The organism is Solirhodobacter olei (genome assembly GCF_004010155.1).
GTDB lineage: Bacteria > Pseudomonadota > Alphaproteobacteria > Rhodobacterales > Rhodobacteraceae > Solirhodobacter > Solirhodobacter olei.
Genome location: NZ_RRYH01000011.1, coordinates 1 through 18,697 on the forward strand (window position 1 = coordinate 1; position 18,697 = coordinate 18,697).

At 67.6% G+C, this 18,697-nt stretch carries 18 protein-coding genes and 1 tRNA gene; 9 read left to right on the forward strand and 10 right to left on the reverse strand.

Annotated elements, in window-relative coordinates:
• Positions 1–165 precede the first annotated feature (165 nt).
• The 9 genes from urtE to EIP85_RS09235 form a co-directional block, all read right to left on the reverse strand.
• A complete protein-coding gene (gene urtE, locus EIP85_RS09195) occupies positions 166–870 on the reverse strand; it encodes an urea ABC transporter ATP-binding subunit UrtE (protein ID WP_127901891.1) in 705 nt (234 codons plus the stop codon).
• 1 nt (position 871) lies between these two features.
• Positions 872–1,654: an urea ABC transporter ATP-binding protein UrtD gene (urtD, locus tag EIP85_RS09200; RefSeq protein ID WP_127901892.1), complete on the reverse strand. Its 783-nt coding sequence runs from the start codon at positions 1,652–1,654 to the stop codon at positions 872–874.
• The gene (gene urtC / locus EIP85_RS09205) at positions 1,651–2,757 is read right to left on the reverse strand and encodes an urea ABC transporter permease subunit UrtC (RefSeq protein WP_127901893.1); all 1,107 of its coding nucleotides are present in this window, start codon (positions 2,755–2,757) and stop codon (positions 1,651–1,653) included. The genes urtD and urtC overlap by 4 nt, the downstream gene beginning before the upstream one ends.
• A gap of 1 nt (position 2,758) precedes the next feature.
• Positions 2,759–4,354: an urea ABC transporter permease subunit UrtB gene (gene urtB, locus EIP85_RS09210; RefSeq protein ID WP_127901894.1), complete on the reverse strand. Its 1,596-nt coding sequence runs from the start codon at positions 4,352–4,354 to the stop codon at positions 2,759–2,761.
• 67 nt (positions 4,355–4,421) lie between these two features.
• Positions 4,422–5,723 carry an urea ABC transporter substrate-binding protein gene (gene urtA, locus EIP85_RS09215; RefSeq protein WP_127901895.1) on the reverse strand — a complete coding sequence of 434 codons (1,302 nt, stop codon included), beginning with the start codon at positions 5,721–5,723 and terminating at the stop codon, positions 4,422–4,424.
• Between the two features lie 526 nt (positions 5,724–6,249).
• Positions 6,250–6,326, reverse strand: a tRNA-Arg gene (locus EIP85_RS09220).
• 79 nt (positions 6,327–6,405) lie between these two features.
• The gene (locus EIP85_RS09225) at positions 6,406–7,809 is read right to left on the reverse strand and encodes a sensor histidine kinase (RefSeq protein WP_127901896.1); all 1,404 of its coding nucleotides are present in this window, start codon (positions 7,807–7,809) and stop codon (positions 6,406–6,408) included.
• Between the two features lie 19 nt (positions 7,810–7,828).
• Positions 7,829–9,196 carry a dihydrolipoyl dehydrogenase family protein gene (locus EIP85_RS09230; RefSeq protein WP_127901897.1) on the reverse strand — a complete coding sequence of 456 codons (1,368 nt, stop codon included), beginning with the start codon at positions 9,194–9,196 and terminating at the stop codon, positions 7,829–7,831.
• Positions 9,193–9,909, reverse strand: a complete 717-nt coding sequence (locus EIP85_RS09235) for a TVP38/TMEM64 family protein (RefSeq protein WP_127901898.1) — start codon at positions 9,907–9,909, stop codon at positions 9,193–9,195. Before EIP85_RS09235 ends, EIP85_RS09230 begins: the two co-directional genes overlap by 4 nt.
• 208 nt (positions 9,910–10,117) lie before the next feature.
• On the opposite strand from EIP85_RS09235, the gene rpmH reads away from it, so the two are divergent.
• From rpmH to yihA, 8 genes are all read left to right on the forward strand, one after another.
• Positions 10,118–10,252 (forward strand): 50S ribosomal protein L34, encoded by a 135-nt coding sequence (rpmH, locus tag EIP85_RS09240; RefSeq protein ID WP_127901899.1) that lies wholly within the window; start codon positions 10,118–10,120, stop codon positions 10,250–10,252.
• 20 nt (positions 10,253–10,272) lie between these two features.
• Positions 10,273–10,704 (forward strand): ribonuclease P protein component, encoded by a 432-nt coding sequence (gene rnpA / locus EIP85_RS09245; RefSeq protein ID WP_127901900.1) that lies wholly within the window; start codon positions 10,273–10,275, stop codon positions 10,702–10,704.
• A complete protein-coding gene (gene yidD / locus EIP85_RS09250) occupies positions 10,701–10,982 on the forward strand; it encodes a membrane protein insertion efficiency factor YidD (RefSeq protein WP_127901901.1) in 282 nt (93 codons plus the stop codon). Before rnpA ends, yidD begins: the two co-directional genes overlap by 4 nt.
• Before the next feature lie 7 nt (positions 10,983–10,989).
• A complete protein-coding gene (ttcA, locus tag EIP85_RS09255) occupies positions 10,990–11,877 on the forward strand; it encodes a tRNA 2-thiocytidine(32) synthetase TtcA (RefSeq protein WP_127901977.1) in 888 nt (295 codons plus the stop codon).
• 79 nt (positions 11,878–11,956) lie between these two features.
• The gene (locus EIP85_RS09260; protein WP_127901902.1) at positions 11,957–13,492 is read left to right on the forward strand and encodes a putative bifunctional diguanylate cyclase/phosphodiesterase; all 1,536 of its coding nucleotides are present in this window, start codon (positions 11,957–11,959) and stop codon (positions 13,490–13,492) included.
• Positions 13,493–13,668: 176 nt separating this feature from the next.
• A complete protein-coding gene (gene yidC, locus EIP85_RS09265) occupies positions 13,669–15,516 on the forward strand; it encodes a membrane protein insertase YidC (protein ID WP_127901903.1) in 1,848 nt (615 codons plus the stop codon).
• Entirely contained in the window at positions 15,513–16,274 is a 762-nt protein-coding gene (locus tag EIP85_RS09270) for an MOSC domain-containing protein (protein ID WP_127901904.1), read from the forward strand. The genes yidC and EIP85_RS09270 overlap by 4 nt, the downstream gene beginning before the upstream one ends.
• Positions 16,271–16,921 (forward strand): ribosome biogenesis GTP-binding protein YihA/YsxC, encoded by a 651-nt coding sequence (gene yihA / locus EIP85_RS09275; RefSeq protein WP_127901905.1) that lies wholly within the window; start codon positions 16,271–16,273, stop codon positions 16,919–16,921. Before EIP85_RS09270 ends, yihA begins: the two co-directional genes overlap by 4 nt.
• Positions 16,922–16,940: 19 nt before the next feature.
• On the opposite strand, the gene EIP85_RS09280 is transcribed toward yihA, so the two are convergent.
• The gene (locus tag EIP85_RS09280) at positions 16,941–17,678 is read right to left on the reverse strand and encodes an SDR family oxidoreductase (RefSeq protein WP_127901906.1); all 738 of its coding nucleotides are present in this window, start codon (positions 17,676–17,678) and stop codon (positions 16,941–16,943) included.
• 117 nt (positions 17,679–17,795) lie between these two features.
• Here EIP85_RS09280 and argB point away from each other — a divergent pair, with 117 nt between their 5' ends.
• Positions 17,796–18,692 carry an acetylglutamate kinase gene (gene argB / locus EIP85_RS09285; protein ID WP_164871687.1) on the forward strand — a complete coding sequence of 299 codons (897 nt, stop codon included), beginning with the start codon at positions 17,796–17,798 and terminating at the stop codon, positions 18,690–18,692.
• Positions 18,693–18,697: the final 5 nt, after the last annotated feature.

Consider the following 18,697-nt stretch of genomic DNA (forward strand, 5'->3'; position numbering starts at 1 on the left):
CTGCACCCATGCCGACGTGATGATCGAGGCCCACCGCCTCCGCGTCGGCCGCGGCGATGACCATATCGAAGAAATCCACCTTGCCGACGCGATCGAGATGCTGGTCGAGCGCCGGCAGCAGACCCTCTCGCCCCACCGCGCGCCGCGCGATCCCTACCGGAAAAGCTAGACCGAGATCCGCCGCCGCAGCTCGTCCCCCTGCGCCCCGCGCATGTCGGCGCCAGAGCCGGACAGGACGACCTCGCCCCGGTCCATCACGTAGAAGCCATCGGCGAGGTCGCGGGCGAAGTCGAAATACTGCTCCACCAGCAGGATCGACAGCCCCCCCTTGTCGCGCAGCCAGCTGATCGCCCGGCCGATATCCTTGATGATCGAGGGCTGGATCCCCTCGGTCGGCTCGTCCAGAACCAGAAGCTTCGGCCGCATCACCATCGCCCGCCCGATGGCCAGTTGCTGCTGCTGTCCGCCGGACAGATCCCCCCCACGCCGCGCCAGCATGTCCTTGAGAACAGGGAAAAGTTCGAACACGTCCTCTGGTATGGTCCGGGCCTTCCGGGGCAGCAGGGCGAAGCCGGTCTCGAGGTTCTCGCGCACCGTCAGCAGCGGAAAGATCTCTCGTCCCTGCGGCACGTAGGCGATCCCCGCCCGCGCCCGGTCGGCAGGCGAGAACCGCGCGATGTCCTGCCCTTGCCAGCGGATCGCACCGGCGGTGATCGGGTGCCGCCCCACCACCGCGCGAAGCAGAGAGCTCTTGCCCACCCCGTTCCGTCCCAGGACGGTCGTGACCTTGCCGTCGGGGGCGGTGCAACTTACCGCCTTCAGCGCCTGGGCCGCGCCGTAATGCAGGTTGATCGCGTCGATTTCCAGCATCTTAGCGCCCCAGATAGACTTCGATGACCTCTGGCATGGCGCTGACCATCTCGAGGTTGCCTTCGGCAAGCACGGACCCCTGGTGCAGCACCGTGACCTTGCAGCCAAGCGCTCGGACGAACTCCATGTCGTGTTCGACCACGATGACGGAGCGTTCGCCGGCGATGGATTTCAGCAGGTCCGCGGTCAGCATCGTCTCTGCATCCGTCATGCCCGCCGCCGGTTCGTCGACCAGCAGAAGCTGCGGGTCCTGCGCCAGCAGCATCCCGATCTCCAGCCATTGCTTCTGGCCGTGGCTGAGGTCCCCCGCCATCCGGTGGCGCTTGTCGCCGAGGCGGATGATGCCCAGAAGCTCGTCGATCCGCGCCGCCTCCGCCACATCCGCACGGTGGAAGAGCGTGGCCCAGGGCGAGCGGTCGGCCTTGATGGCGAGGGCGAGGTTGTCGGCCACCGTGTGACTCTCGAAGACCGTGGGTTTCTGGAACTTTCGCCCGATGCCAAGCCGCGCGGTATCGGCCTCATCGAGCTTGGTCAGGTCCACCGTCTGCTGCCAGAGGACCTCGCCGGTGTCGGGCCGGGTCTTGCCGGTGATGATGTCCATCATTGTCGTCTTGCCCGCCCCGTTCGGCCCGATCACCGCGCGCAACTCGCCCGGCTCGATGACGAGAGAGAGGTTGTTGATGGCCTTGAACCCCTCGAAGGCGCGCGAAACGCCGTTGAGGTAGAGCTGCGGCAACTCCTCGGGCGGCAGGCCCCCGATGGCGTGGGGATGGTGGGCGCTCATGCCTCGGCCTCCTTGGCGGCGGGGCGGCGGCGGAGGCGCCCGATACCGGTCTCGACCGCGCCCAGAACCCCGGTTGGCAGCGCAATGGTGACGAGGATGAAGAGCGCGCCGAGCGCGTAGAGCCAGGCCTCCGGCAGCGCGCCGGTGAGGTAGGTCTTGGCGGCCGCGACGATGATCGCGCCAAGCGCCGCGCCGACCAGCGTTCCTCGGCCGCCGAGCGCGACCCAGATCACGATCTCGATCGAGTTGGCGGGGCTGAACTCCGACGGGTTGATGATGCCCACCTGCGGCACGTAGAGCGCCCCCGCCACCCCCGCCATCATCGCCGAGACGGTGAAGATGAAGAGCTTGTAATGCTCCACCCGGTAGCCGAGGAACCGTGTCCGGCTTTCGGCATCCCTGACGCAGACCAGCACCTTGCCGAGGCGCGAGGTGGTGATCCAGCGAGACAGCAGAAGCCCCCCTGCCAGCGCCACGGCGGACAGCATCGTGAGGCCGACCTTGGTGCCATCACTGGCGAGGTCGAAGCCGAGGATATCCTTGAAATCGGTCAGCCCGTTGTTGCCGCCGAAGCCCATCTCGTTGCGGAAGAAGGCAAGCATCAGGGCGTAGGTCATCGCCTGGGTGATGATCGACAGGTACACACCGGTCACGCGCGAGCGGAAGGCGAACCAGCCGAAGGTGAAGGCGAGGATTCCCGGCGCCAGCAGCACCATGATCGCGGCCAGCCAGAAATGGTCGAACCCCCACCAGTACCAGGGCAGGTGCTTCCAGCCGATGAAGACCATGAAATCCGGCAGGAGCGGGTTGGCATAGACCCCGCGCGCCCCGATCTCGCGCATCAGGTACATGCCCATCGCATAGCCGCCGAGCGCGAAGAACGCGCCGTGGCCCAGGCTGAGGATGCCGCAGTAGCCCCATACCAGATCCAGCGCGACGGCGAGCAGCGCGTAGCAGAGGTACTTGCCGATCAGCGCGACAAGGTAGGTCGGCACCGGCTTGCCCGCCATGGCGAGATTACCGACCGGCACGGCGACGGTCAGGATGAAGAGCCCCAGCAGGAAGATGGCAAGGCGGCGGTCGATCAGGCCCTGTCTCGGCATCTCAGGACTCCACCGCCCGGCCCTTCACCGCGAAGAGACCCCGGGGGCGCTTCTGGATGAAGAGGATGATGCCGACGAGGATCAGGATCTTCGCCAGCACCGCGCCGGAGAAGGGCTCGAGGAACTTGTTGGCGATGCCCAGCGTAAAGGCCCCGGCAAGCGTGCCCCAGATGTTGCCCGCGCCGCCGAAGACCACGACCATGAAGCTGTCGACGATGTAGTTCTGCCCGAGGTTCGGGCTGACGTTGTCGACCTGGCTCAGCGCGACGCCGGCAAGCCCCGCGATCCCGGCGCCAAGGCCAAAGGTCAGCGCGTCGACCCCGCCGGTGCGGATGCCCATGTTCGCTGCCATGGCGCGGTTCTGGGTGACGGCGCGCATCTGCAGCCCGATGGGCGTCTTCTTCAGCACGGCAAGGAGCACGGCGAAGACGGCAAGGCAGAAGATCAGGATCCAGAGCCGGTTCCAGGTCACCTGCATCTGGCCGATCTTGAAGGCGCCGGACATCCAGCCGGGGTTGCCGACATCGCGGTTGTCCGGGCCGAAGATGGTGCGGACGGCCTGCTGCAGGATCAGGCTGACGCCCCAGGTGGCAAGCAGCGTCTCCAGCGGGCGTCCGTAGAGGTGGCGGACGATTCCGCGCTCGATGGCGATGCCGACGGCGCCGGAGACGAGGAACGCCAGCGGCGCCGCGATGGCGAGCGACCAGCCGAAAAGGCCCGGCGCGTCGGCGCGGATCACCTGCTGGACGACGAAGGTCGTGTAGGCGCCGAGCATCACCAGCTCGCCATGCGCCATGTTGATCACCCCCATCACGCCGAAGGTGATCGCGAGCCCCACCGCCGCCAGCAGAAGCACCGAACCGAGCGAAAGCCCGAACCAGATGTTCTGCGCCAGGCGCCAGAACTGCTGCGCTTCGCGGATGGCGGAAAGCGCGGTCTTGGCGGCCTGGGCGAGTGCGGGCTCCTTGGAGTTTGCCACGGGCACGAGCGCGGCCAGCGCGGCGTTGTCACCCCGGTCGCCGAGCGTGTGGATCGCGGCAAGTTTCTGGGCCTCTGGCGCGTCGGATTTCAGCACGGCGGCGGCGCGGGCCTCTGCCATGACAGCTTTCACACCGGCGTCGCGCTCGGCCGAGATCGCAGCGTCGAGCGCGTCGATCTGCTCGGGATCGGCCGCCTTCAGCGCGTCCTCGGCGGCCTTCATCCGCTTTGCCGGGTCCGGGTCGCGCAGGGTCAGCATGCCGATCGCGGTGCGGATCGCGCGGCGGACCATATTGTTGGCCTTCACCCGGTCGAGGCTGTTCGGATCGGGCTTTCCCATCGCCGCCCCGCCGATGGCGGATGTGGCCGCGCCGGTGGTGTCGTTCACGATCAGCACCGTGCCGTCGCCCGCCACCTTCAGATCGTCGTTGTTCAGGGCCTTCAGCACCGGCACCGCGCGAGCGTCGCCCAGAAGGCCGAGCTTCTTCACCACCACCGAGCGCGCATGGTAGCTGCCCTTCGGCAGCGCCTGCACCAGCGCGGAGAAATCATCGGCCACGGCGACCGAGGCATAGAGAAGCGCGCAGATCGTCAGCACGGCGCGCAGCAGCGATGTCATGGAGCCTCTCCCCCGGGGGTTCGTCGGGGCGCGCGCGGCGCTGGGGCCGGCGCGCGCCCCTACAGCCTCAGCTCTTCGCGCCGAGGCAGATCTTTTTCACGGTGTCGTAGTTGCCGCACTTCAGCTTCACCCAGTCGGAGACGAGGTTCTTCGACTCCGGCAGGTAGGGCGACCAGGGCTGACCGGGGACGAGGCCCTTGGTCTGCCAGACCACGTCGAACTGCCCGTCTTCCTGGATCTCGCCGACATAGACCGGCTTGGTGATGTGGTGGTTCGGCAGCATCTCGGCCACGCCGCCGGTCAGGTTCGGCGTCTTGATGCCCGGCAGCGTGTCGATCACGGTGTCGGCCTTGATCGTGCCGGCCTTCTCGACCGCCTTCACCCACATGTTGAAGCCGATGTAATGGGCTTCCATCGGGTCGTTCGTCACCCGCTTCGGATTGCCGGTGAACTTGTGCCATTCGGCGATGAAGGCCTCGTTCTCCGGCGTCTTGATCGACTCGAAATAGTTCCAGGCGGCGAGGTGGCCGACCAGCGGCTTGGTGTCGAGGCCGGCAAGCTCCTCCTCGCCCACCGAGAAGGCGCAGACGGGGATGTCCTCGGCCTTGATGCCCTGGTTGGCGAGCTCCTTGTAGAACGGCACATTGGCGTCGCCGTTGATGGTGGAGACCACGGCGGTCTTCTTGCCAGCGGAGCCGAAGGCCTTGATCTTCGACACTTCCGTCTGCCAGTCGGAGAAGCTGAAGGGCGTGTAGTTGATCATGATGTCCTCGGCGGCGACTCCCTTGGACTTCAGATAGGCCTCGAGGATCTTGTTGGTGGTGCGCGGGTAGACGTAGTCGGTCCCTTCCAGCACCCAGCGCTTCACCGAGCCGCCATCCTCGCTCATCAGATAGTCGACCGCGGGGATCGCCTGCTGGTTCGGCGCGGCGCCGGTATAGAAGACGTTGCGCTCGCTCTCCTGGCCCTCGTACTGGACGGGATAGAACAGGATGTTGTCGAGTTCCTTGAACACCGGCAGCACCGACTTCCGGCTGACCGAGGTCCAGCAGCCAAAGACCACGGCGACCTTGTCCTGGCTGATCAGCTCGCGCGCCTTTTCGGCGAAGAGCGGCCAGTTCGAGGCCGGGTCGACCACGACCGGCTCAAGCTTCTTGCCGAGCACCCCGCCCTTGGCGTTCTGCTGCGCGATCAGCATCAGCATCACGTCCTTCAGCGTGGTCTCGGAGATCGCCATCGTGCCCGAGAGCGAATGCAGGATCCCGACCTTGATCGTGTCTTCGGCCGCCCAGCCGCGCACCGGCGCCACCAGCGGCGCGGCGCCCACCGCGGCGATCCCGCCGAGCAGGCTTCTTCTGGTGATGTTCAAGAGTTTGCTCCCTTTGTAGAGCGCAGGAGAACCGGCCGCCGGGAGCCGCGTCGGATTGTCCCGACCGGCCCGGATGCGGTATGGTGCCCCCCGCAGCGATTGTTAGCGTTGCGATGTGCGGTGCGTCGGGTTTTCGCAGACAGGCGCGCCGCACATTTCCCTGTTCGCGGCCCGTGAATGGCCCGCAAGGAAACGTTGCTGCATCGCGGCAAGCCGGGCAACAGCGGAGGCACCTCGGCCCCTCACGGCTCGGCTCGCGCTTAATTTACATGCAGATGCACAGGCAATTGCCGAAACGCGACGCGCAGGAGAGTCACCGAAGGGTGAGCAGAGGGTGAGGATGCGGGGGCCGGAACGGCCGAAGCGACCTGCGGGACGCGACGGCAACGAGCCTTCGGCGGCCGCACGGAAACAGCAGGCCTAACCCGCCGGGTCGGAGACCGCGGGCGATCTCTGGCCCTGCACGGCGCAGGACTCTGCGGCAGGGGGGGCGATTTGCCCAACTCAATTCAGCAAATAGGGGAAGTGGCGCACCCGGAGCGATTCGAACGCCCGACCCTCAGATTCGTAGTCTGATGCTCTATCCAGCTGAGCTACGGGTGCGTGAGGCCGCCATTTAGGCCGCCCGCCGAGGGAATGCAAGGGGGGAATCGACCATCGCGGCGCGCCAATTCAATTCTGCTCAGCCGTCGATCGGGGCGATGGTCTTGGGCAGGCGGATAACGAATTCCGTGCCCTCCTCGTCACTCCGCACCAGCTCCAGCCGCCCGCCGTGGCCGCGCACCAGCTCTTCGGCGATGGCGAGGCCGAGGCCGATGCCGCCCTTGCGCGCGCCGCCCTGGAACGGTGTAAAGAGATTGTCGCGCGCCTTTGGCGGCAGGCCCGGCCCGGTGTCGCCGACACGGATCCACCAGGCGCTTTCGCTCTCGCCGGCGCCAAGTTCGATCGTGCCGGGCTCACCCGTAGCCGCGATCGCCTGGCGGGCATTGCGCACGAGGTTCGACAGCACCCGGTGCAGCTGCTCGCTGTCGGCGCGGATGGTGAGACCGGCGGGCACGTCCTCCAGGAAGGTCACGCGCTCGCCGTTTTCGCCGTCGACGCCCTTCTCACCCTCGATCACGTCGGCGATCAGGGGGCGGAGGGAAACGTAGGAGAGCGTGGGCGGCGGCTCCTCCGCCTTGCCGAAGGCAAGCGTGCTTTCGCAGAGGTTCACGGCCCGGGCGATGGAATTCATCAGCTTCGGCGCGGCACGGGCTACCGCCGGGTCGCGGCTGCTCTCCATCCGGTCGGCGAAGAGTTGTGCGGTGTTGAGGATGTTACGCAAGTCATGGCTGATCTTGGCCACCGCGCCGCCAAGCTGGGCCAATCGCTCCTTCTGCTTCAGCGCGCCGGTGAGCTGCTTCTGCAGGCTCTGCAGCGCCACCTCGGCGTCGCGCAGCTCGGAGACCGAGGCGGTTGGCTGGATCACTCGTCGCGCATCCTCGGGCGCCTCGGCGTAGGAGGTCATATGCGTGACCACCCGTCGCATCGGCACCAGAAGCAGCCGACGCACCGCGATGAAAAGGAGAAAGGCCGTCATCACAGAGATGATCGCCGAGAGCGCGAGGACCCGGAGGCCATAGTCGATCATCGCGTTGCGAAGGGGCGTGGTCTCCAGCGTGACCTCGATCAGCAGGCCTGCGTCCTGCACCGGGTTGCCGATCACCCGGATGACCCGGTCGGTCGGATCGACGAGTTCGGAAAGCGCCTCGTGGATCAGCTTGAACGGGCTGGCGTCGCGCAGGTCGTATGTGGCGTAGACCGGCTTCGGGATCGGCGAGGAGAGCACGAGCTGGCGCACGGCATTGCGGCGGAGGACGACGTTGAGGACACCGGCGTTGTTCAGCAGCTCCTTCTCAAGGCTGTCGGAGACCGCGCCGTTGTTGGCCAGAAGCGAGAGCGAGGCGATCTGGGCGCGTTCGAGGCGGGAAAGCAGGTAATCCTCGCGAAAACGCGCAACGGAGGGGACGAAGATCAACACCTCGGCCAGGACGACGAAAAGCGTCGTCAGGATCAGGAAGCGGCCCGAGAGTGAATTCAGAGACATTCCAGCGCCTTCGTAAGGATCAGGGAACCACGCGCTGCACGGCTCGCACGACCCGCCTCACCCATGCATTATCAAAGAGTTTTCCGGAAAAATAGGTGCCTGCGGCACGCTTTGAAACCTCCGAGAGCGTCGGATAAGGCAGAACAGTGGAGGCCATCACCGAAAGTTTCAGCCGCGCGGTGAGCGCCAGAGCCCAGGGGGCGATCAGCTCTCCGGCCTGGGGACCGGCGATGCCGACGCCCACGGGGCGGCCGCGATGGACCATCAGTTTCACCAGGCCCGGCCCCGCGGCATCGGTCACCGCGCGGTCCGTTTCGGAGAACGGCAGGGTGATCACGGTCAGGGATTTTCCATGGCGTTCCCGCGCTTCCGCCTCGGTCAGGCCGATATGCGCCAGCTCTGGCACCGTATAGGTGACGCGGGGGATGTGATCCGCCCGCGCCCGCGCCGGAAGCGCGAGAAGCGCCTGCCGGACGACCAGGCCTGCGTGATAGCCCGCGAGATGGGTGAACTGACGCGCGGAGGTGGCGTCGCCGATGGCGAAGACCCTGCGGTTGGTCGTCCGCAGCCGCGCGTCCGACTTCACCCGGCCGCCTTCGGTCTCGATACCCGCGGCGGGAAGGTCGAGCGCCTCCAGCGCGGGCACCCGGCCTGTGGCGAGGAGGAGGTGGGTGCCGGTGACACTGCGCCCGTCGGCCAGGGCCAGGGTGACGGCTTCGCCTTCGCGCCCGGCCCGGATGGCGGAGGCGCCCTCGATCAGGGTCACGCCCTCGGCGCGGAGGCGGTCGATGACAAGAGCGGCGAGCTCCGGCTCCTCGCGGCCGAGGATCCGGCTGGCCTCGATGACGGTCACCGCGCAGCCGAGCTGGCGGTGGGCCTGGGCCATTTCCACACCCAGCGGGCCGCCGCCGAGGATCAGCAGATGGCCGGGCCTCGGGCCGGGGTCGAAGAGGGTCTCGTTGGTGAGGAAAGGCACGGTGTCCAGCCCAGGGATCTTGGGGATCGCAGGGCGGGCGCCGGTGGCGATGACGAAGCGGCGTGCGGTGATTCTCGTGCCACCGGCCTCGACCTCGCGCGGAGATGTGAAGCGGGCGAAGGCGCGGATGACGGTGCAGCCGAGGGCGGTGAAGCGCTCCTCGCTGTCATGCGGGGCGATGGCCGCGATGGCCTCGGCGACATGGGCCATGGCGGCGGCGTGGTCCTTCCCGGCGCGGGCGGCCGCAAGAAGGGCCTTGGAGGGGACGCAGCCAAAGTTGAGACAGTCGCCACCCATCTTGGCGCCCTCGATCAGCGTCACGCGCGCGCCCATCTGCACGGCCCCCGCTGCGACGGAGAGGCCGCCGGACCCCGCGCCGATCACGCAGAGGTCGACATGAAGCCGGGTCATCGCCGTCCCCCGAACTTGCGGATCAGCACGGGCAGCAGCGCCAGTGCCGCGAGGCCGAGCAGCGGCGCAAGGATCGCCGGGCGGAAGAGGAGGCCCGCGCCCGGGGTCCCGCCCGTCCCCAGCGCCCGGCCCAGCCCCGCGCCGGCGGCGGCAAAGACCAGCGTGGCGGGCATCATCCCGAAGAAGCTGGTCAGGGCGAAGCGGCGGAGCGAGACGCCCAGCATCGCGGGCAGCAGATTCGCCAGGAAGAACGGCACCGCCGGCACGAGGCGGAGGACGAGGAGATAGGAGACCTCGCCCTCGCGCAGCCCCGCGCGCACCCGGGCGAGGCGGCCCCCGCCCCGGTCGAGCCGCGCGGCGAAGCGGGCGCCAAAGCCGGCGCGCGCGGCGAGGAAGACGATGACGGCCCCGGAGGTGGCGCCAATCAGGTTGAACGCGGCGCCCGGGAGGGTGCCGAAGAGATACCCCCCGGTCAGCGACATCAGCGTGGCGACAGGCAGCGACAGGGCGGCAATGCCGGTGTAGGCGAGCAGGAACAGGAGCACCGCCGCCAGGTAATGGCGCGAGGTGAAGGCCGCGAGCGCGGCCTGATCGGTCTTCAGCGCGGCCATGCCGTGCCAGTGTCCGAGCGCCAAGGCCCCCAGCGCCATGACGGCGAGCAGGATCAGGAAGGGCGTGGCGCGGGTCCGGCGGGTTTGCGGATCTTCGGTCATGGCATCTCTTGACGAGCCGGGGCAGAATGGGGCGGAAGCGGCGGATTGGGTAGCGATTTCGGGCCCCGCGACCGGGGTGCGGAAATCTCGCCGGGAAATGCTGCGGGCGAATTGACTTGCGGCCCGCACCTGCGTAAAGGACGGGCTTCGAATATCAGGCGGCCTTCGAATCCCTAGGGTTTGGGCTGCAAACGTAACGGAGCCCGCTATGAAGCGCACGTACCAACCCTCGAACCTCGTCCGGGCGCGCCGGCACGGCTTCCGGTCCCGCATGGCGACCGCCGGCGGCCGCAAGGTGCTGAACGCGCGCCGCGCCAAGGGCCGCAAGAAGCTCTCGGCCTGAGGCCTGACCCCAGACCACCCATGACACCGCCGGAGGGTCCCGTGGCAGGCGAAGACGCCGAGGCCGCGGGTTGCCTCGCGGCGGTTTCATGCGTTTCGGTGCTGGCCAAGCGCGCGGATTTCCTGCGCGCCGCCCGGGCCCGGCGCCAGGGCACGCCCGGCTTCCTGCTGCAGGCGCGCCTGCGGGAGGCGGGCGAGCCGGCGGACGGCATCCGCATCGGCTTCACCTGTTCCAAGAAGATCGGCAATGCCGTGACGCGCAACCGTGCCAAGCGCCGTCTGCGCGAGATCGCGCGCATGGTAATTCCGGCTCATGGCCGCGAGGGATGGGACTATGTTCTTGTCGGCCGGCCCGCGGCGACGGTGGAGCGGCCCTTCGACGTTCTTCTCGCCGATCTTGAAAACGCCCTCTCCCGGGTCCACGCTCAGCGGCACAAGGAGGCCGGACCGTGACGCCCTTCGCCTATGTCCTTTCGCTGCCCGTGCGGGCCTACCGGCTGGTTCTCAGCCCCTGGATGGGGCGGAGCTGCCGGTTCCAGCCCACCTGCTCGGCCTATGCGATGGAGGCGCTGGAGCGGCACGGGGGGCTGAAGGGCGGCGTGCTGGCGGCCTGGCGGATCCTGCGCTGCAATCCCTGGGGCGGCACTGGCTACGACCCGGTCCCCGGCGCCGATCCGGAGCATGACCGCACCCACCGCCATCACCATCATCATCCCCACGATCCCGCCTGAGGCGCCGATGCTGGACGAAAGCGACGACATCCACCCGCTGTTTGCCGGTGCGCCGGCGACGACGGAGTTCAAGAAGCTCCGCAAGCGCCTGGTGCGCGAGGTGCGCGAGGCGATCGAGGCCTATGGCATGATCGAAAAGGGCGCGCGCTGGCTGGTCTGCCTCTCCGGCGGCAAGGACAGCTACACGCTTCTCGCCGTGCTGCACGAGCTGCAATGGCGCGGGCTTCTGCCGGTGGAGCTTCTGGCCTGCAACCTCGACCAGGGCCAGCCGGGGTTTCCCGCGACGGTGCTGCCGGAGTTCCTGAGCCGGATGGGCGTGCCGCACCGGATCGAATATGCCGACACCTATTCCATCGTGAAGGAGAAGGTGCCGGCGAACCGCACCTATTGCGCGCTCTGCTCGCGCCTGCGCCGCGGCAACCTCTATCGCATCGCGCGGGAGGAGGGCTGCTCTGCCGTCGTCCTTGGCCATCACCGCGACGACATCCTCGAGACCTTCTTCATGAACCTGTTTCACGGCGGGCGGCTGGCCACCATGCCGCCGAAGCTGGTGAACGAGGAGGGGGACCTTTTCCTCTACCGCCCGCTTGCCTTCGTGGCCGAGGCGGATTGCGAGAAATTCGCCCGCGCGATGAACTACCCGATCATTCCCTGTGACCTCTGCGGCAGCCAGGACGGCCTGCAGCGCCAGCAGGTGAAGCAGATCCTTGACGGCTGGGAGGCCCGCAGCCCGGGCCGGCGGCAAGTAATGTTCCGCGCACTGATGAACGCCCGGCCGTCGCATCTGCTGGACACCGGGCTGTTCGATTTCGCGGGCCTTGCGCTCGGGTCCGGGCCCAGCTCAAACGGCGAGGGATTTGAGGAAAATCCTCCGCAGTTGAAGATCCCCGATTAACGAAGCCATCAACCCTGACCCCTAAACTCACCACGTGGGTAAGGCCGGCCTGGCCGGCGCGGGAAGAAGGGGGCGTATCATGGCCGCACCGTACGCGGAGAGGTTTGCGCGTGCCGCACGGCGAGCGGCGGGCCATTTCAAACGGCCGGAAAACCTCGCCTTCGTGCCCGCGCTGACGCTGGCGGCCTATTGGCTGGGCGGCGAGCACGCGCTGGTGCTGGTGGCATTGACCCTGCCGTTGCTTTTCTTCGCCGTTGGCGCGTTCCGCGTAACCCCCTCCGGGGGCTACCCGGGCGACAGCCCGATGCGGCGAGAAGAGCTGGTCGATCGCCTCGATGCCGCGCTGAAAGAGGCGACACGGGGCGACCGGAACACCGCCTGCCTCGTGCTGCGGCTCGACGATATGTGCGAACTGATCGACCGCTACGGCCATGCCGCCCATTCCCACATCCTGCAGCGCAGCGTCGAGCGGCTGGAGGGAGCGCTGCGCGAGGGCGATTGCGTGGCCAAGCTGGAGGGCGACTGCTTCGCCGTGGCGCTGGCGGCCGTGCGGCAGATCGACCTCGAAAGCATCCTGCAGCTGGCGGCCCGGCTGCAGGCGGTGGTCGCCAACCCGATCAGCCTCGATGCCGCACGGGTCTATGTCAGTGCCTCGGTCGGCTTCTGCCTCGGCAACCGCGCGGCGGCGCCCGGGGGCGCGGCGCTGCTTGAGGCGGCGGAGATCGCCGCCGATGATGCGGCGCGGAACGGTCCCGCGGCGATTCGCGCCTTCTCGGCCAAGATGCAGCGGATCCATGCCGGCATCAGCCAGCTGAGGGGCGAGATCGAACGCGCGCTGGACCAGGGCCATATCGGACCGTATTTCCAGCCGCAGGTCTCGACCGGCGACGGCTCGATCACCGGCTTCGAGGCGCTGGCGCGCTGGAACCATCCGCAGCGCGGGCTGATCCCGCCCTCCGAGTTCCTGCCGCTGATCGAACGCGCCTCCCTGTCGGAGCGGCTGGGCGAGGTGATGCTTTTCCAGGCCCTGGCCGCGCTCTCGGCCTGGGACTCGGCCGGGCTGAGCGTGCCGAGCGTGGCGGTAAACTTCTCGCGCGACCAGCTGCGCAACCCGCGCCTGCCCGAGACGCTGGCTTGGGATCTCGACCGGTTCGAGCTGGCGCCAGAGAGGCTTTGCGTCGAGATCCTGGAAACCGTGGTAGCCGAGACGGAAAATGACGTGATCGTGCGCAATGTCGCGGCTCTGGCACGTCTCGGCTGCGGCATCGACCTGGATGATTTCGGCACGGGCCATGCCTCGATCGCCAATATCAGGCGCTTCGCGGTGCGCCGGATCAAGATCGACCGCTCATTCGTCACCCATGTCGACAGCGACCCGCAGCAGCAGCGCATGGTCTCGGCCATCCTGTCCATGGCCGAGCGGCTGGGGCTGGAGGCGCTTGCCGAGGGGGTGGAGACGGCGGGCGAGCATACGATGCTGGCGCAGCTCGGCTGCTCCCATGTCCAGGGCTACGGGCTGGCCCGGCCGATGCCGGTCGAGGATACGGCGGCCTGGATCAAGGCCTACCGCGGGCGGCTGACAGCGCAGCCGCGGCTGGGCCGGCATGCCGTCTGAACCGCCTTCGGCCGCCATCCGCGCGCGGCCGAGGCCTGGCCTTCCCTCCGCGCGCCCCTTTCTGCATTATGGGAAATCGCGCTTCCGGGACCGCGTTCACAGGGAAACCGCTTGACCTTTCCGCCCCCCTTCTGTTGAACCACGCCTGACTTCGGACAGGACGGGCGGCATCGCTGATGGACGACCAGAACAAGAACCTCATTCTCGCCACGGCGCTGAGCTTCATCGTGATCCTGGTATGGTTCCTGCTGTTCCCGCCGCAGGACACCCCCAAGAACACGGCAAAACAGCCGGTGGCGGAACAGAACGCGGGCGCGGCCAAGACGCAGGCCCCGGCGGCCTCGGCAACAGCCACGGCCACGGCGGGTGCTACCGCCACGGCCTCGGCCAGCCAGGCGGCCGGCGCCACGCCGGAAGCAAAGGCCACCGCCGCCGATCTGCCCACGGTCAAGATCGACACGCCGCGGCTGGAGGGCTCCATCTCTGTCCAGGGCGGGCGGATCGATAGCCTGCAGCTGAAGGGCTACAAGGAAACGCTGGCGAAGGATTCGCCGCTGGTGCGGCTGCTGTCGCCGGTCGGCAAGCCTGACGCCTATTACGTGCTTTACGGCTGGGCCCCGGGCGGCAGCCTGGCCTATACCGACGTGCCGGGCGCCAACACGGTCTGGACCGTCGCCTCCAAGGGTGCGCTGACGCCGAAGAACCCGCTTGTCATGACCTGGAACAACGGCAAGGGGCTGGTCTTCACCCGCAGGATCTCGGTGGACGACAACTACATGTTCACCGTCACCCAGGGCGTGAAGAACACCACCGGCGCCGCGGTGACGATGGAGCCCTATGGGATGATCGTCCGCCACGGCCTGCCGCCCGAGCGCGGCAGCACCATCCTGCACGAGGGCGTGGTGCAGATGACCGACGGCAAGCTCGACGAGATCGGGTACGGCGGCATGCGCAAGTTCGAGGATGTGCCCACCGAAGGCGGGCCTGCCAAGGTCGTCCATGCCAAGTCCGGCTGGATCGGCTTCACCGACAAGTACTGGATGACCTCGCTGATTCCGGAAACGGGCAAGCCCTTCACCGCGGTCGACAAGTACACCAAGGCGAGCGACATCTATCAGCTTGAATCCCGCCTGCCGGTGATGACCGTCGCGCCGGGCGCCAGCGCCGAGGCCAGTTCCCGCGTCTTCGCCGGCGCGAAGGAATACGACACGCTGCGGATGTACCAGAACCAGAAGGACGTGCCGCGCTTCGTGGATTCGATCGACTGGGGCTGGTTCTTCTTCCTGACGAAGCCGATCTACTGGCTGCTGCACAAGCTGCACATCCTGACCGGCAACGTCGGCATCGCCATCATCTGCCTGGTGATCGTGCTGAAGCTGATCGTGCTGCCGCTGGCCTACAAGTCCTACGTCTCGATGGCGCGGATGAAGGAGCTGCAGCCGGAGATGGAGGCGCTTAAGGAGCGCGCCGGCGACGACAAGCAGAAGCTGCAGAAGGAGATGATGCAGCTCTACAAGGAAAAGAAGGTGAACCCGGCGGCGGGCTGCCTGCCGATGCTGTTCCAGATTCCGATCTTCTTCTCGCTCTACAAGGTGATCTACGTCACGATCGAGCTGCGCCAGGCGCCGTTCTTCGGCTGGATCCGCGACCTGTCGGCGCCCGATCCCTCGTCCTGGATGAACCTCTTCGGGGTGCTGCCCTTCCCGGCGCCGATGGAGCATTCGTTCCTGGCCACGCTCTCCATCGGGGCGCTGCCGATCCTGCTGGGCATCACCATGTGGCTGCAGCAGAAGCTGAACCCGGCGCCCGCGGACGCCACGCAGAAGATGATCTTCGCCTGGATGCCCTGGGTCTTCATGTTCATGCTGGGCCACTTCGCCTCTGGGCTGGTGCTCTATTACATCACCAACAACACGCTGACCTTCCTGCAGCAGTACATGATCATGCGCAGCCACGGCCACCCGCCGGATATCTTCGGCAACATCCGGTCGAGCTTCAAGCGCGGCAAGTCAGCGGCTAAATGACCGTCCGGCTGGCCAGCATCCAGCGCCACCCGATCAAGGCGCACGGCAGAGAGGCGTTGGAGCGGGTGACGCTGGCCGCCGGCCGGCCCATGCCCTGGGACCGGCACTGGGCCGTCGCGCATGAGCGGTCCAAGTTCGACCCAGCCGCGCCCGGCTGGGTCGGCTGCGTCAATTTCATGATCGGGTCCAAGATCCCGGCGCTGATGGCCATCAACGCTGCGCTGGACGAGGCCGAGGGCCGCGTCACCCTGACCCATCCGGCCCGGCCGGAGATCACCATCGACCCCGAGGACCCGGCCGACAAGATCCGTTTCCTAGACTGGGTCGCGCCGCTCGGGCCCCAGGACGGGCCGCAGGCGGCTGCGCTCGTCGCCCTGCCCGGCCGCGGGCTGACGGATACCGACTACCCTTCGATCTCGATCCTGAACCTTGCTTCCAACGCCGATCTGTCCCGCCGCATGGGGGCGGAGCTTTCGCCGCTGCGCTGGCGCGGGAACCTCTGGCTCGATGGGCTTCCGGCCTGGGAGGAGACCGGCTGGATCGGTCGCGAGCTGACCATCGGCACCGCCCGGCTGCGGGTGGAGGAGCCGATAACCCGCTGCAAGGCGACCACCACCAACCCCGCCACGGGCGAACGCGACGCGGACACGCTCGCGGCGCTGCGCGAGGGGTTCGGGCACCAGCTCTTCGGCCTTTACGCCAAGGTCGTCGAGGGCGGTGAGATCGCGGTCGGCGATACTGTCGAGCTTCTGCCATGACCCTCGCCTACCCCATCGCCCCGGAACCCGAGGCCGAAGCCCGCGAGAAGGGCCGCCTGCTCTTCGCCGGGCCGGTCGATTTCGTCAAAGGCGTGGTGGCGATGGACGGGCTGCCGTCGGCCGACCGGATCGAGGTTTGCTTCGCCGGGCGCTCCAATGTGGGCAAGTCGAGCCTGATCAACGCGCTGACGGGCCGCAAGGCGCTGGCACGGGCCTCCAACACCCCGGGTCGGACGCAGGAGATCAACTACTTCGCCATGGGCGAGGAGCGCTACCTCGTCGACCTGCCTGGCTACGGCTATGCCGAAGCGCCGGTGGCGGTGGTCGAGAAATGGCAGCGGCTTCTGAAGGAATACCTCTCCGGCCGCCAGACGCTGCGCCGCGCCTTCGTGCTGATCGACGCGCGTCACGGGGTGAAGAAGGTGGACGAGGAGATCCTGACGCTGCTCGACAAATCCGCCGTGACCTTCGAGGTGGTGCTGACCAAGGCGGACAAGATCTCTGCCGCGCAGCGCGAGAAGGTGCTGGCGCAGGTCAGGGCCGCGCTGGCGAAGCACCCGGCAGCCTATCCGGAGATCGTCGTCACCTCCTCCGAAAAGGGCGAGGGGATGGAAGTGCTGCGCGCGCTGGTGGCGGGGCTCGAATAGCCCGCGGCCCCCGTGCGGGTCAGACGTGCTGCGCGCCGTTCACCTCGATCTCAGCCCCCGAGATGTAGCTCGCGTCGCCGGAGCAGAGGAACCAGATCACGCTCGCCACTTCCGAGGGCTGGCCGAGGCGCTGCAGCGGCAGCTTCTCGACGATCTTGTCGGTTCCGGGGGAGAGGATCGCGGTTTCGACCTCGCCCGGCGCGATGGCGTTGACGCGAACGCCCATCGGCCCGAAGTCATGCGCCATCTCGCGCGTCAGCGCGGCGAGCGCCGCTTTCGATGTGGCATAGGCCGCGCCCGCGAACGGATGCACCCGGCTGCCTGCGATGGATGTGACGTTCACCACCGTTCCCCTGGCTGCCGCCAACTCCTCCTTCAGGCCGCGGGCCAGCACCACGGGGGCGAAGAAGTTGACGTGGAACACCTGCCCCCAAGTCCTCAGATCGGTGTCGAGCGTGTTGAGCCGCGCCCCTTCCGGCCCCTTGGGCGATATCCCGGCGTTGTTGACCAGCGCGTCGAGCCGCCCGTCGAGCTTCTCCTTGATCCGCTCGATCGCGGCGATCGTGCGGTTCGGGTCGGCGAGGTCGATCTCGATGTGATTCTCAGCGCCCCCGGGCCAGGGACAGCGCGGATCGAATGGCTGGCGCGAGCAGGTGAGCACCCGCCAGCCGCCGGCCGAGAACCGCTTTACCGTGGCATGGCCGATCCCACGGCTCGCCCCGGTCAGAACCATCACCCGCTGCCGATCTTCGCTCATCTCGCCTCCCTGACTGCGCGTGAGCCTAGCCCGCGGCCGCAAAAAGGCAATCGGCACGCGGCCCTTGGCAGGGCCGGTCAAAGCCACTACGAAAAGCAGGACCGCGGGAACCCGAAGATGAAAAAGCAGACAATGGCCATGCGTGACCCGATCGCCACCGCCCGGACCCTTTCCGAGGCCCTCCCCTACCTTCAGCGCTACACCGGCGCCGTCGTCGTCATCAAGTTCGGCGGCAACGCCATGGGCGACGAAGAGGCGATGGCGGAGTTCGCCCGGGATATCGTGCTGATGAAACAGGTGGGCGTGAACCCGGTCGTCGTCCATGGCGGCGGGCCGATGATCAACGACCTGCTCGGGAAGCTCGGTATCAAGTCCGAATTCGTGCGCGGCAAGAGGGTGACCGACAAGGCCACCGTCGAGGTGGTGGAGATGGTCCTCTCCGGCCTCGTCAACAAGCGTATCGTGCAGGCGATCAACGACGAGGGCGGCCGGGCTGTCGGCATCTCCGGCAAGGACGACGACCTGATGGTCTGCGTCGCCGACGATCCGCAGCTGGGCTTTGTCGGCAAACCTGTAGAGATGAACGTGGAGATCATCCGCGACCTCTACCGCGCCGGCATGATCCCGGTGATCGCGCCGGTGGCGACCGGGATGGAGGATAACGAGACCTTCAACGTCAACGGCGATACCGCCGCGGGCGCCATCGCCGGGGCGCTGAAGGCCGATCGCCTGCTTCTGCTGACCGACGTTGCCGGGGTGAAGGATGCCGAGGGCAACGTGGTGACCGACCTGACGCCCGAGGAGGTCCGCGCCATGACGGCGGCGGGCATCATCTCGGGCGGGATGATCCCGAAGACCGAAACCGCGCTTTCGGCGATCGAGCAGGGCGTGCGCGCGGTGACGATCATCGACGGGCGGGTGCCGAATGCCTGCCTTCTGGAGCTTTACACCGAGCACGGCGCGGGCAGCATCATCCGATCGACCGCCTCGCAGGAACGGTTGCGCAGCCGGTGAGCCGC